12 protein-coding genes are annotated in these 13,187 nt (G+C 61.7%); 6 read left to right on the top strand and 6 right to left on the bottom strand.

The window, feature by feature from the left end; genetic code table 11:
* Nucleotides 1-50: 50 nt before the first annotated feature.
* The 3 genes from C0V97_RS07240 to C0V97_RS07230 all read right to left on the bottom strand — a co-directional run bounded on the left by C0V97_RS07240 (nt 51) and on the right by C0V97_RS07230 (nt 3,759).
* Nucleotides 51-479, bottom strand: coding sequence for a DUF2809 domain-containing protein (locus C0V97_RS07240; protein ID WP_158625366.1), 429 nt, complete (start codon nt 477-479; stop codon nt 51-53).
* A 20-nt stretch (nt 480-499) separates the two neighbouring features.
* Nucleotides 500-1,381: a DUF817 domain-containing protein gene (locus tag C0V97_RS07235; protein ID WP_127101964.1), complete on the bottom strand. Its 882-nt coding sequence runs from the start codon at nt 1,379-1,381 to the stop codon at nt 500-502.
* 77 nt (nt 1,382-1,458) lie between these two features.
* On the bottom strand, nt 1,459-3,759 hold the full coding sequence (locus tag C0V97_RS07230; RefSeq protein ID WP_158625365.1) for a TonB-dependent receptor domain-containing protein: 2,301 nt from the start codon (nt 3,757-3,759) through the stop codon (nt 1,459-1,461).
* A 158-nt stretch (nt 3,760-3,917) separates the two neighbouring features.
* Between C0V97_RS07230 and C0V97_RS07225 the strand changes: the two genes are divergently transcribed.
* The 4 genes from C0V97_RS07225 to C0V97_RS07210 are packed head-to-tail and all read left to right on the top strand — an operon-like array spanning nt 3,918 to nt 7,012.
* Nucleotides 3,918-4,850 (top strand): hemin ABC transporter substrate-binding protein, encoded by a 933-nt coding sequence (locus tag C0V97_RS07225; protein ID WP_158625364.1) that lies wholly within the window; start codon nt 3,918-3,920, stop codon nt 4,848-4,850.
* Entirely contained in the window at nt 4,847-5,863 is a 1,017-nt protein-coding gene (locus C0V97_RS07220) for an iron ABC transporter permease (RefSeq protein ID WP_127101961.1), read from the top strand. Before C0V97_RS07225 ends, C0V97_RS07220 begins: the two co-directional genes overlap by 4 nt.
* A complete protein-coding gene (locus C0V97_RS07215) occupies nt 5,860-6,678 on the top strand; it encodes an ATP-binding cassette domain-containing protein (protein WP_127101960.1) in 819 nt (272 codons plus the stop codon). The genes C0V97_RS07220 and C0V97_RS07215 overlap by 4 nt, the downstream gene beginning before the upstream one ends.
* A 19-nt stretch (nt 6,679-6,697) precedes the next feature.
* A complete protein-coding gene (locus tag C0V97_RS07210; protein ID WP_127101959.1) occupies nt 6,698-7,012 on the top strand; it encodes an antibiotic biosynthesis monooxygenase in 315 nt (104 codons plus the stop codon).
* 126 nt (nt 7,013-7,138) lie between these two features.
* On the opposite strand, the gene C0V97_RS07205 is transcribed toward C0V97_RS07210, so the two are convergent.
* The 3 genes from C0V97_RS07205 to C0V97_RS07195 are packed head-to-tail and all read right to left on the bottom strand — an operon-like array spanning nt 7,139 to nt 10,170.
* Entirely contained in the window at nt 7,139-7,642 is a 504-nt protein-coding gene (locus C0V97_RS07205) for a CinA family protein (RefSeq protein ID WP_127101958.1), read from the bottom strand.
* Nucleotides 7,635-9,587 (bottom strand): lytic transglycosylase domain-containing protein, encoded by a 1,953-nt coding sequence (locus C0V97_RS07200; RefSeq protein WP_127101957.1) that lies wholly within the window; start codon nt 9,585-9,587, stop codon nt 7,635-7,637. Before C0V97_RS07200 ends, C0V97_RS07205 begins: the two co-directional genes overlap by 8 nt.
* Complete coding sequence (locus tag C0V97_RS07195) at nt 9,574-10,170, bottom strand: TerC family protein (protein ID WP_255424175.1); 597 nt, start codon at nt 10,168-10,170, stop codon at nt 9,574-9,576. The genes C0V97_RS07200 and C0V97_RS07195 overlap by 14 nt, the downstream gene beginning before the upstream one ends.
* A 147-nt stretch (nt 10,171-10,317) precedes the next feature.
* Here C0V97_RS07195 and purB point away from each other — a divergent pair, with 147 nt between their 5' ends.
* Together purB and C0V97_RS07185 are read left to right on the top strand one after the other, a co-directional pair.
* Entirely contained in the window at nt 10,318-11,649 is a 1,332-nt protein-coding gene (purB, locus tag C0V97_RS07190) for an adenylosuccinate lyase (RefSeq protein WP_127101955.1), read from the top strand.
* 98 nt (nt 11,650-11,747) lie between these two features.
* Complete coding sequence (locus C0V97_RS07185) at nt 11,748-13,136, top strand: sugar porter family MFS transporter (protein WP_127101954.1); 1,389 nt, start codon at nt 11,748-11,750, stop codon at nt 13,134-13,136.
* Nucleotides 13,137-13,187: the final 51 nt, after the last annotated feature.

Genomic DNA, 13,187 nt, shown 5'->3' with positions numbered 1-13,187 from the left:
TTATGGTTTTATTAAATCAGATCGGAAACAAAACAGTCATGGATCTGTCATTATTCTGACTTGATAACGTTTGCTCGTTCTTTTATCGGGGCGCTACCCGAACCGGACCCCGGATTTGGGCAAACCCGCAGGGGAGTGACGAGCGCCATGCCCAGCAGATAGGCGCCCATATTGCTCCATGAAAAATGCTGCCCCAACAAGAAGCGTCCCGCAGAAACAGACCGGAGCGCGTCGAGCGGTTCGATATGGACCAGTTTCAGCCCTTCACTGCCGAAGGCGCCGAGACAGGCGAGCGCGAACAGGGCGGGGCGCTGGCGGCCGGGCAGGGTGAGTGCAGCGACGCACCAGAACAACGATCCCCAAAGGATCGATCCGCCCCATTTCCGTAGGGCAGGGTCGAGGTCAAGCGGGGCGAGGCGGCAAGCAATGCCAGCGGCAATGATGATCAGTGTGAGCAGGACCGTCGGCCTCCGGCGCATCTCGTGCCCCCATGGAAGAATCATCGAGAGGCTGGGCTTCGCGTCAGGGAAGGAACCTCACGATCCGGCCTCAAAAGAAGCGTGACCGTGATAAACGCGACATAGAGCAGGAGATACCACGACACGAGCTTCTGCGGATGGACGACCCAGGTGAATTGCCGGTGAGCGTAGAGCCATGTGCCGGTAAAAGTGCCGATATTCTCCGCGATCCAGAGCGCGATGCTCGAGAGAAACGCCGCGAGGGGAAGCCTCATGCGCCATTGCGTATCGAACACGCGATAAAGGATCGTGCAACGCCAATAGATTCCGATGGTGGCGAGCACCAGAAGCCAACGCAGATCCGGGATGAAATGATGGGTGAAGAAGTTGAGATAGATCGCCAGGGCCAGAGCAAGAGAAAAGCCGGAACGCGGATAGGCGAGGAACCTCATGTCAAATAGCCGGATCACACGGGCAATATAGCTGCCGACCGAGGCGTACATGAAGCCGGAGAAAAGCGGCACATGCAGGATCTTGAAGAAACCGGGCTCGGGATAGGACCATGACCCCGCATGGACCTTGAACCACTCCATGGCTGTCCCGGTGAGATGAAACAGAAGAATGATCAGCGCCTCCTGGCGCGTCTCCAGTTTGCAGGCGAGGAACACGGCCTGGGTCAGCAGCGCGAAGAGGAACAGCGCGTCATAGCGATGGAGCGGCCAGCCCGGCGACCAGAGCGCGTGGCTGATGAGAATGGCCCCCAGCATCAGGCCGCCGAAGAGACAAGCCCAACCCTGCTTGAGAACGAAAAGGATGAAAAGTCCTGAGAAACCGTCCAGATGACGTCGAATCCTTTGGCCCAGACGCAGTTCGAGCGCGGTTGTCGTATCCGTCTGGCCCGGGGCGTTCGTGGCGGCGTTCATGGCGCGGCTCCTTGTTGGTTGCCGCGCCATTGCCCGATTACCGTCCCTCGAACAAGAGTGGACGGGCAAGGCACGCCTTAACGTGACAGGGCAAAATTCAGCCCTCCCATCACGGTCAGCCCCTGGTTGGGGATTGAGGAGATCTGGCTCGTGTAATAGCGACGGTTGGTAACGTTATCGGCATTGACGAACATCTGGATCTGCTTGGTGATCTGATAGGAGCCGAACATGTCGAAGACGACATAGCCGCCCTGTTTCGGGAAGCCCGGCGTGCCGCTCTTGGGTTGGCCGAGCGTCTGCGTGGCTGCACGGATACGCGCGCCCACGGAAAGCTTGCTATCGAACAGGTGCAGCCCCACCGTTCCAGCCAGTACCGAGCGCGGCGGCGTGGTCAGGATCGCGCCAAATCCGGTGTAGTCGGGGCGAGGCAATTTGGTGGTGGTGTTCGTGTAGGACAGGGTGGCGAAGACGAAGCGGTTGTCGTATTTCGCCTGCCCCTCAAACCCGTGAGTGTAGGTATTGCCCGCCATATTCTGGTAGAAATACCCATAGACCGGAATATAGGAGCCTGGGGCGGGACGGCCGATCACGCGTGTCTGGGCAATATAGTTCTTGATCCGTGTATCGAAATAGTCGCCATCGAATTCGACTTTGTCACCTTCAGCAAGCACGTCGCGGTAATGCAGCTTTGCGCCGGCCTCCCACCCATAGGTTTGCTCGGGTGCCAGATTAGGGTTCGGAATGAATTTCAGGAAGCCAAGACCAGGATGCGAACTGGCCATGAGCGTCTCAGTTGTCGAGGGCGGTCGAAAGCCGAGCCCGTAGCTGCCATAAAGCTGCAACCCATGCACTGGCGTGACTGCGAGCGTGACCTTCGGGTTCACCGCGTCCGAACTGGTGCTGGTATGAAAAGCGCCCGCCGGAATCGAGGTAAACCCGGAGGCCTGGTTCACGCCGCCGCCGGAAAGATGATAGGCGTCGTAACGCAGCGCGCCGGTGAGCTGGATAATTTTCCAGTTCAGGGCGAGCTGTGTAAATGCACTGCCCACTTCGCGTCCGCCTGATGGCGTTGCGCCATCATAGCCGGTTTGGTCCTTGGTCTTGACCGAGTCATGATAGTACTCCCCGCCATAATTGAGTGAGGCCAGTACGGGTCCGAGAGGGAATTGCGAGGTGTTGTCAGCCTCGAACCCCAAGGTGGTGAGATCGTACCGGGTCATGTTCGCGGCAGCCATTGTGAGCGCACGATAGGCGGGGGTGGCGTTTTCCAGTCCGGTCGACACCACATAGCCCTTCACGTGGAGGGAGACGAGCTTGTTATCCTGAGGCGTGAACCGATACTCGATATTGCCCTGATTGTTCTGGATACTATTCGCCGTCGCGATCCCCTCGGTCCCCTGACCGAACTGGTTATGATAGATCACGGTACCCAGCGTCAGGCTCTGATCGATGCCGGGTTTGATATCGATCTTGAACAGGCCCGACTGCAGACGCTGGTAGCTGTTGGGAACCCGCGTGCCAGCGCCGTCTTCGTAATCGCCCGAACTGCGCATGCTGAAAGCGGCGGCGATGCCGAACCACGGTCGCACCCGCACCCCGGCACCGACCACACCCGAGCCATCGTAATTATTCGATCCACCCAGAGCGCGGGCCATCACGCCATAACGCTTGCCTGACGCGACCAGGTCATCCACGCCGAGCGTGTGCATATTGACCACGCCCGCAATGGCTCCCGCGCCATCGGCAGTCGAGACTGTGCCACGGGCGACATCGAGCCCGGCGAGGAGGGCAGGGTCGACGAAGACGCTGCCATTGGCGCCATGATTACTGGTCTGGAAGTTCTGGCGCGCCCCATCCACCATGACATTCACACGGCCGAAATCCTGCATGCCGCGTATCGATATGGCCAGTGCCGGCGACCCGTCATTCTGGAAATACACCCCCGGCAAACCGGTCAGGATCATGTAGGGCTCGGTCGGATTGACGCGAAGCATGTCCTCGCGCGTCAGGGTCGCGCTCGCCTGTGGCACCGTGGTCTCGTTAACGCCGTGCACGCGGACACTTGGCAGAGCGATGGCGTCCCCGTTCTGCGCGGCGCTGGCCGCGACAGCTTCCTTTTGGGTGCCCCCGACTGTTCGGCCCGGAGGAGGCGCTGCACGCGACGCGGTGTCGAGCTTCGCCATTTGGATCGGCTCGGCTGGGGATGTTGCGGAGGCTCTCGCAACGACCGTTTTTTCATGCGGGCCGGTTCCGGGCGCGCGGGCGGCGGCGTTTCCCGCCGATGGGGGCATGGCGGATTGAGCAGAAGCCTGTTTGACGGGGAGGGCTGTCAGGACAAGAGCGGAGGACAGGAAAAGTGCCCGGCGTTTTGTGATCATCGTTTCGGCCCTGCGAATCGTTAACGGATGTGACGATGGGTTATTGAGAATGACTCGCACTTGCAAGAGAGAAAAACTTCCTCTAAAGCTCCGCCGCATCGGGTGAGGGAATGACGCAACAGCTTCTCCTCGATCGGTTAAGAGAAGGGTCAGGGTTCATGAGCATCAGATTGTTCAGCCGACGCCAGTTCGGCTTGACGGCCTTCGCCACCGGCGTATCGGGCGCAGCAGCGCGTGGTGCGCGGGCAGGCGAAAAACGGCCGCTCACGATCGAGGATTGCCGTGGCCGCCGGGTCACTCTGGGCACGATGGACCGCATCGTCTCGATTGGGGGGACGATTACCGAAACGCTTTATGCGCTTGGGGCCTCAGGGCGCGTGGTAGGCGTCGATATCACCTCTACCTACCCGGTCGCCGCCCTGAGGGAGAAGAAATCAATCGGCTATATGCGTCAGCTCTCCGCTGATGGGATCCTGTCGCTCAGGCCTGATCTGGTTCTGGCCATGAATGACTCTGGACCGCCTGCTGCGATCGACCAGATCATGAACGCGTCGATCCCCACGGTCATGATCGACGCAACACCCTCACTCGACGGGGTACGCAAGCGTATCCTGACCTTGTCGAGTATCATTGGCGCGGGGGAGCAAGGCGCCTCGATGGTGGTGCGCTTCGATAATCAGCTACGGACGCTCAAGGCTTGGAAAGAACTGCATCCGCAGCAACCGCGTGTTCTGTTTGTGATGCGTGTGGTCAATGGCCGCCCCATGGCTGCGGGCACCGGAACGGCGGCCGATGCCATCATCACGCTTGCAGGGGGCACGAATGCCGGAAGCGCCATGCAGGGTTACAAGGCACTCGAGCGTGAGGCATTGATCACGCTTCAGCCCGACATGATCCTGATGATGAGCCAGGGCGGACAGGCCATGCGCGATGCGTTGCTGGAAGATCCTGCCGTTCTGGCGACCCCGGCCGGCAGGAACAGGGCGGTTATCGACATGGAAGGTGAAAAGCTTCTTGGTTTCGGCCCGCGCACGGCTGAGGCCGCGCTGGAACTTGCGCAGCAGATCAACGGACATATGAAGCCTGCATGACGATACGCCGCCTTCCGGCGCTTCCGGCTCTCGTCCTGCTGGGGCTTGGTCTTGCGGCCAGTGTTCTGCTCGCTCTCGCCTCGGGAGCGACCGGTTTCGGGTTCGCGCCTATCCGAGCGAGCGACCCCCAGATGGCGCGTATGATCATCATGGACATCCGTCTGCCCCGTGTGGTTCTGGCTCTGCTCGTCGGAGCAGGGCTCGGTGCCGCAGGGGCTGTGATGCAGGGCCTGTTCCGCAACCCTCTGGCGGATCCGGGGCTGATCGGTGTGTCATCCGGGGCAGCCTTGGGTACCACACTGATGATCGTTCAGGGACCAATCTGGTTCGGCGCGGGCATCATCGCGCGCTGGGGAATCCCCGCAGGCGGGATGCTCGGTGCCTGCGCCCTGACGCTCGTCTTGCAGGCGATGTCCACGAGGCAGGGCGGGATATCGACCAACAGGCTCGTACTTGCGGGCGTGGCGCTTGGGGCCCTGGCCTCCGCCGCAACCGGCATTCTGCTTTATCGCGCCAATGACACCGCCCTGCGTGACCTGACCTTCTGGTCCATGGGAGGTCTATCGGGCGCGCGCTGGCCGGAGATCGATATTCTGGCGCCCCTCATCCTCTTGGCGCTGCTCCTGCTGATGGCGCTTACTCGGCCACTCAACCTGCTTCTGGCTGGCGAGGAAAACGCCATGCTGATGGGATGTCGGGTGAGGGCCGTGAAGTATCTGAGCCTTTTTGCCGTGATGATGGCGGTTGGGCCGGCAGTGTCGTTTTCAGGGGTAATCGGCTTTGTCGGCGTCATCGTGCCGCATCTCGTCCGTCTTGTGTGCGGCCCGGATCACCGTTTTCTCATCCCGGGCAGCGCCTTGCTGGGCGCGATCCTGCTGGTGTTGTCCGATACGTTGGCGCGTGTGATCGCATCCCCCGCAGAGGTGCCTGTCGGGATCATCACCGCCGGACTTGGCGCTCCGGTCTTCATCTGGCTGCTTCTCCGGCTGAGGGATCAGGAGATTCCTGCGTGAGCCTCGAACTGATCAATGTCACGGTCATGCGTCAGGGCCGTCTGTTGCTGGACGATTTTTCCCTCTCGCTTTCTCCGGGAGAGATGGTCGCCGTGATCGGTCCGAATGGTGCGGGCAAGACGACACTCATGCGTGTGGCCGCCGGGTTGCTCACACCCTGTATCGGTGAGGTGAGCCTCGATGGCCGTCCCTTGCAGGCATTCACCCCGGCAGAACTTGCGAGATACCGTGCCATGCTGACGCAGGACCAGGGGATGGAAGCCCGTTTTTCTGTTGCCGAACTGGCGGGTTTCGGTGTGGCCGCTCGTGGAAGCGCGTCAGAACGCGCCCGGCTGAGCGCGCTGATTGACTCGACGCTTGCCGAGGTGGGTCTCATGCACCTTGCCGGGCGTGATATTACGAGCCTGTCCGGCGGCGAGCGGCAGCGCGCGCATCTGGCACGCGTGTTCGTCCAGCTGCGCTGGCATGGAGACAAGGGATACCTGTTGCTGGACGAACCGGTTTCGGCACAGGATATCGCCCGCCAGGGACAGGTTCTGTCCCTTGCGCGGGCGCATACGGGCAAGGGCGGATCATGGGGGTCGGGGGCATGTCTTGCCATCCTGCATGACCTGAACTGGGCAGCCGCCTTTGCCGATCGGGTTGTGGTGATCGACAAGGGGCGGCTCTATGCGGACGGCCCTGCGGACAGGGTCATCACCTCGACCATGCTTCGGGACATATTCGGCCTGACCGATGTCGTTCTGGGGCGCCATGGCGAGACGGGGCGGCCTTTTCTTCTGCCGCATGATCTCGTTCTGCCCGGTTTGTCATGAAGAAATGAAGGTATCGTCGATGTATATCGCAATGAACAGGTTTCAGGTCCTCCCCGAGAGCGAAGAGGCATTCCGCCAGCGCTGGCTCGATCGCGAGGTGCTGCTGACAACCGTACCCGGCTTCGTCTCTTTCTCGTTGCTGCGTGGCCCGGTAAAGGATGACCATATCCTGTGGTCCTCGCACACGATCTGGAAATCCCAGGACGCGTTCAAGGACTGGACCCAGTCAGAGCAGTTCCGTAAAGCCCATGCCGGTGCGGGCGGCAACAAGCCCCTGACGCTCGGGCCGCCGGTATTCGAAGGCTTTGAGGTGGTCCAGCACATCGATAACTGAGACTTGCCCGAGCGTTTTGCGGTTTCCCTCAGAAGGAGGCCGCGAAACGGTCGCCGTCGCGCTTCCCACCCCCATTTGGTGCGCGCTTGGGCACCCGACCTGATGGGATGCTTCCGGGGCTCTGTATCAGAGCTTTGTGAGGATCAGGTCGAAGATACGTGCGACTGTTGCCCGTCGCACGGCATCCCGGTCTCCCGGAAAATGGGCGGTTTCGAGCACGGGATTGCTGATACCTCGCATCAGGCACAGACAGACGGTCCCAACCGGTTTGTCAGCCGTCCCACCGGAAGGTCCGGCGATACCAGTCACGGCCACCGAGACATTGGCATCCTCGGCGCAGCCCAGCGCGCCCATGGCCATTTCGGTCGCGGTGGCCTCGCTCACGGCACCATGACGCTCGAGCGTCGACACCGAGACACCCAGCGCCGCAATCTTCATGGCGTTGGAGTAGGTAACCAGCCCCCCCTCGATCACATCCGACGATCCCGCAAGCGCGGTGAGCGTGGCGGCAATCAGTCCGCCCGTGCAGCTCTCGGCGGTCACAAGTTTTTCCCCCCGGCGACGCAGCAGCGCAAGAACCTCGACGGCCTTGTCGGTCAGAGCGGCGGCATTCGGCGCATTGTCAGCCATGGGCACCAGTCTCCAATACGCGGTAGAGAGCCATGTTCTCCTCGACGCGCTGGATATAGGAGCGCGTTTCCTCATAGGGCAGGCTCTCGATCCAGTCGATCAGACCGTCCTGCGTCAGAGGCTGGGGCAAGGGCAGGCTGGCCAGCCATTGATCGGTGCGATGGGGCCCCGCATTATAGGCAGAAAGGACGAGTGGCACGACATTGCCAAAGCGTGCCAGAAGCTGCGCCAAATAGGTGCGTCCCAGGGTGAGGTTCGTCGCCGGGTCACGCAGACCGCTGGCGCTGGTATCCAGCCCGGCCAGGCCGCCGCGCCGCGCGACGTCTCTGGCGGTTCCCGTTTGCAACTGCATCAGGCCGATTGCCTTCGCCGGGCTGACCACATGCGCGTCGAAACTGCTCTCCTGGCGCGCCACACCCAGAGCCAGACCACGGGGCAGGGCGTCGCCTTCTGCCTGTGCGGCATCGAGAACCGGCCAGCCCTCAGGATAAAGCGCCGAACCAAGACGCCCGGTGCGGCGGGCCGCGAAAACTGCAGGCTCATATGAGTCGATAGAAAGGGCAAACCGCGCGAGAGCCGCCTGACCTGCGGCATCCTGAACCTGGCTGTAACCGAGCATCAGGAACTCGCGCGCATGGTCGTCATCACCGCGATTGTGCAGGAGGCGCGCCGCTTCAACCAGATCGGCACGGGATACAGGGCCTGAAGCGAGGGCCGGTATGTTGTTGAGCGCCTGAGCCAGACCCGGAACATCGCCGCCTCCCGGCAATAGCGTATCATCACGGCCCGCCATGGCGGCCAGTGCGAGCTGACCGTAATAGGTTGTTGGCATCGCCGCAGCCTGACGGTACGCGCTGCCTGCCTGCGCCGTATCTCCCTCGGCGGCATAGGCGCGCCCGAGCCAGTAATAACCCCGGCTTTTCGTGATCAGGCTCGTCTGTCTCGACAGGGGGGTAAAGGCCTCGCGCGCCTGGGACGGGTTTTTGAGAAAGCGCAGGTCGATCCAGCCGCGCAGGAAGCGTGCTTCAAGACTGGCCGTGATCGGGGGGGCAAGGGTCGCATCATCTGCAAGACTGCGCGCCTGGGGGACGTTGCCCTGCATCAGAAACGCTCGGGCGAGCCCAAGGCGTTCGGTCGTCCAGTCGGCGGAAGGTGCGGCTTTCTGGGCGGCGAAACCCGTTGACTGCCAGAGGGCATAGGCACCGGCAAGATCGCCGGCGCGGCGCATCTGCCGAAGGCGCGCCAGAAGGACCTGTGGGTCGGATTGAAGAGAGGGGGGCAGCGAGACGAACTGCACCTCTGCATCAGCAGCGTTCGAGGCGAGAGCGATCAGTGCGCTCGCCAGCGCCTGCTTCTGGGGAGCGAGCAGGGGCACCTGACGAGTAGCGGCCGAGAATTGCCGCGTACGAAGCTGACGCTGGAAGCGCGCCCAGTGATCGTCCGGGGTGAGGGCCGCGCTGTATTCGGCAAGGATCAGGCTCGAATCCGTTTCCCTGTCGGCACCATTGCGCCAGATGCGCCTTGCCTGACTGGCTGCGTCCGGAAGAAGGGAGGCACAGCGGATGAAGGCCTGGACGTTTGTGAGTGGCTCACGGGGGCAAAGCTTAGGCAGCTCGGCGTCACTGGCGCGTGTGGCAAGGGCTGCCTGGTAGCGGGCCACCATCGTACCCCGCTCGGGCCAGGCGGGAGTGATATCGAGAAAATCGGCATAGGCGCGTGCCGAAGGGGGCGTGCTCGCCTCCACAAGAGCCAGCCACATATCGAGCCTGCTCGCGACGTTGTCGAAGCGTGTCGGGACTGCCGGGGTCAGAGCGTCCTGCGGAGTATCGGCAGTGCCCAACGTCTCGCTTGAGGGCGCGGTGGCTTCTGGTTCCTGCGCGTGGGAAGAGCATCCGCCGAGAAGAAGAAAGGTGCCAGCGAGGAGAAGAGACTTAACCCGCAACATGATGGACCACCTCGATACTCCCCTTATAGATCAGCTCGCATGCCACGAAGGCGACGATCGCAAGACCCAACCACGCGATCCAGCGATAGCGCTCGAGCAATCGGGCCACCAGAGTGGCGGCAACCCCCATGAGCACGACCGAAAAGGCGAGACCAGTCACAAGCACGTAAGGATGCCCGAGTGACGCCCCCGCAACGGCGAGGACATTATCGAGGCTCATGGACAGATCCGCGAGGATGATCCGGAAGATTGCCTGGCCCAGCGTGCCGTTTTGGGTGCTGCCTTCCACCTCTTCCGGGTGACGCATCTCCTGATACATCTTCCAGCACACCCAGAGCAGCAGTACTCCGCCTGCAAGCGTCAGCCCGATCACCGCGAGAAGCTGTGACGCCACGAGCGCCAGAACGATGCGCATGAGCGCGGCACTCGCCACCCCGACGATAATCGCCTTTCGCCTCTGGGTTGCGGGCAGGCCGCGTACGACCATGCCGATGACCACCGCGTTGTCCCCGGCAAGGGTGATATCGATCATGACAACCTGGGCGAGCGCGATCAGGGCATGCCAGGTAAGATCAGGCGCCACATCATCCTCCAATACGACAGATACACGAAAGCCTAGAGAAAGCGCTCCCGCCGCGCAATTGAGTGGGATGACAAGGATGGTGTTCGCGGGCGCCGAGTTGCGGTAAGAGGGCGCAATCCGCGTCCCAGACATTCCAGGAGCCAAGCCATGGTGCCTCGCTACAGCCGCCCCGAAATGACCGCCATCTGGTCTCCCACCAATCGCTATCGCATCTGGTTCGAGATCGAGGCCTTGGCCTGTGAGGCAATGGCCGAGCTGGGCGACATGCCGAAAGAAGCCGCCGCGGTCATTCGCGAGCGTGGCGATGCCGCGATGGCCGCGTTCTCCGATGCAGATGTCGCGCGTATTGACGAGATTGAATCCGTAACCCGTCACGATGTGATCGCGTTCCTCACCTGGCTGGCCGAGAAGATCGGCCCCGAGAGCCGCTTCGTGCATCTCGGCATGACGTCGTCAGACGTGCTCGACACATGTTTTTCAGTGCAGCTCGTGCAGGCGACGGACCTCCTGCTGGAAGACATTGACGCGGTTCTGGCGGCATTGAAGAAGCAGGCTTTCGCGCATAAGAATACGGTCACGATCGGACGCTCGCATGCCATCCATGCCGAGCCCACGAGCTTCGGTCTCAAGATTGCCGGGCACTATGCCGAGTTCGCGCGCAACCGCGAGCGTCTTCTCGTGGCCCGTAAGGAAATCGCGATCTGTGCGATTTCAGGCGCGGTCGGCACCTATGCTCATATCGATCCGCGCGTTGAGGAATTCGTCGCTGCGCGCCTGGGTCTGGCTGCCGAAGACGTCTCTACCCAGGTCATCCCCCGTGACCGGCATGCCGCATTCTTCTGTGCGCTGGGTGTGATCGCCAGCGGTATCGAGCGTCTGGCTGTTGAAGTGCGTCATCTGCAGCGTTCGGAAGTGCGCGAGGCAGAGGAATTCTTCCATCCGGGCCAGAAGGGCAGCTCGGCCATGCCGCACAAGCGCAACCCGGTGCTCTCCGAGAATCTGACAGGTCTGGCGCGTCTGGTGCGTTCGCATGTCGTCCCGGCACTCGAAAACGTTGCGTTGTGGCATGAGCGCGATATCAGCCACTCCTCCGTTGAGCGCAATATCGGGCCCGATGCGACGGTGGGGCTCGATTTTGCCCTGATGCGTCTGGCCGGGATGATGGACAAGCTCGTTGTCTATCCGGAGCGCATGATGGCCAATCTCGAATCGCTGGGTGGCGTGGTCCATTCCGGCGAGGTTCTCCTGGCTCTGGCGCGTTCAGGCATTTCGCGCGAGGACGCCTATCGTATCGTCCAGCGCAATGCGATGGAGACCTGGACCAAGCTGGGCGAGCCGGATGGCCGTAGCTTCCGGGAGAATCTGGAGCAGGACCCGGAGGTAGCGGGGCGTGTGGATGCCAAGGTGCTGGATGAGGCGATGGACAGCACACGACATCTTGTTGCGGTAGACCGCATTTATGACAAGATTTTTGGTTAACTTCCCACATTGTGTGTTGACCTTGTGGGGGCATAGTGTGGAAGTAACGTGTTTGTAATCTCAAGCACGTTCACCTGGATCAGGACGAAAGCTCACCAATGGCTTCCACAACGCGCCCGCGAGGGCAGGCACTCACCAATTTTATCGCCGTGATCGCGGCGACCGGTGGTCTTCTTTTCGGTTATGACACCGGCATCATCTCGGCGGCGCTTCTCCAGCTGACCCCCCAGTTCCAGCTGACAACGGAGAGCGCCGAGGTGGTGACCTCTGCCGTGATTCTCGGCGCCCTGATCGGGTGCATCAGCGCCGCGCCGCTTTCCGATCGTCTGGGGCGCCGCCGCACCATTATTGCCGCTGCGACCTTGTTCCTGATCGGTACCGTGATCGTGACATTCGCGCATTCGGTGGCCGTCCTGACCTTTGCCCGTCTGATCCTCGGCCTCGCCATCGGCGCGTCGTCTCAGATCGTGCCGATCTATATCGCCGAGATCGCCCCTCCGGAGCGTCGCGGCTCGCTCGTGGTGGCATTTCAGTTTGCCATCGCTTTCGGCCAGCTGATCTCGTTCATCACAGGCTATGTGCTGCAGGATTACTCCTGGCGTCTGATGTTCGGTCTGGGCGTGATCCCGGCCGTTATCCTGTTTGTCGGCATGTTGTTCCTGCCCAACAGCCCGCGTTGGCTGGCCATGCAGGGCGAATTCGAACGTGCGCGTCAGGTTCTGCGCAGCGTACGCCGTACAGATGCCGAAGCCGATCGCGAGTTGCAGGAAATCCAGGACCAGCATGACGAGAAGGCACCGTTCTCCGAGGTGTTCAAGCCCTGGGTCCGTCCAGCGACGATTGCTGCGGTTGGCATCGCCCTTCTCTGCCAGCTCACGGGCATCAATGCCGTGATGTATTACGCCCCGACCATCTTCGCGGATGCCGGATTCGGCCAGTCTTCCGCGCTACTGACCTCGGTTGCGGTAGGCGTTTCGATGGTGGGTACGGTGGCTTTCGGCGGCTGGGCTGTCGATGCTTGGGGGCGTCGTACGCTGATGCTGCGCCTGATCCCGGGCGCGGTGGTCTCGCTCATCCTGCTCGGCTTCATGTTCTTTACCGGTCAGACGCATGGCTGGGGCGCATTCGTGACCGCTGCCGCCGTTGTCGGCTATGTTGTGTTCAACGTGGGCAGTCTTTCGGTGGCCATATGGCTCGTAGGTGCAGAAGTGTTCCCGCTTTCCTGCCGCGGCACGGGCATGAGCCTTGTCGCTGCCAGCCATTGGGGTGCTGATCTGATCATCTCGCTCACCACGCTCAGCATGGTGAAGGCGCTTGGTGCAGGCGGCACGTTCTGGCTATTTGCCGCTGTGAACGCTGTCTCCTTCTTCTTTGTGCTGCGCTATGTGCCCGAAACGCGCGGTCGTTCGCTTGAGGAGCTCGAAGCCTCACTGCGCAATGGTACCTTTGCTCCGGTCGCGCATGAGAAGGCTGCTGCTGCCGAGTAAGCGCGGGCGCCACGCCCTGTCGTAACGACAGGGACGATCATGGGTATGAAC

The organism is Asaia sp. W19 (assembly GCF_003994335.1).
In the GTDB taxonomy this organism is placed as follows: Bacteria; Pseudomonadota; Alphaproteobacteria; order Acetobacterales; family Acetobacteraceae; genus Asaia.
Note: the sequence above shows the minus strand (reverse complement) of the source record. Positions and strands in the feature narration are given on the sequence as shown.

Coding starts and splice junctions, on each gene's coding strand:
- C0V97_RS07220 (WP_127101961.1), top strand. CDS start 4,847: ATGACGATACGCCGCCTTCCGGCGCTTCCGGCTCTCGTCCTGCTGGGG.
- C0V97_RS07185 (WP_127101954.1), top strand. CDS start 11,748: ATGGCTTCCACAACGCGCCCGCGAGGGCAGGCACTCACCAATTTTATC.
- C0V97_RS07200 (WP_127101957.1), bottom strand. CDS start 9,587: ATGTTGCGGGTTAAGTCTCTTCTCCTCGCTGGCACCTTTCTTCTTCTC.
- C0V97_RS07230 (WP_158625365.1), bottom strand. CDS start 3,759: ATGATCACAAAACGCCGGGCACTTTTCCTGTCCTCCGCTCTTGTCCTG.
- C0V97_RS07225 (WP_158625364.1), top strand. CDS start 3,918: ATGAGCATCAGATTGTTCAGCCGACGCCAGTTCGGCTTGACGGCCTTC.
- C0V97_RS07210 (WP_127101959.1), top strand. CDS start 6,698: ATGTATATCGCAATGAACAGGTTTCAGGTCCTCCCCGAGAGCGAAGAG.
- purB (WP_127101955.1), top strand. CDS start 10,318: ATGGTGCCTCGCTACAGCCGCCCCGAAATGACCGCCATCTGGTCTCCC.
- C0V97_RS07240 (WP_158625366.1), bottom strand. CDS start 479: ATGCGCCGGAGGCCGACGGTCCTGCTCACACTGATCATCATTGCCGCT.
- C0V97_RS07205 (WP_127101958.1), bottom strand. CDS start 7,642: ATGGCTGACAATGCGCCGAATGCCGCCGCTCTGACCGACAAGGCCGTC.
- C0V97_RS07235 (WP_127101964.1), bottom strand. CDS start 1,381: ATGAACGCCGCCACGAACGCCCCGGGCCAGACGGATACGACAACCGCG.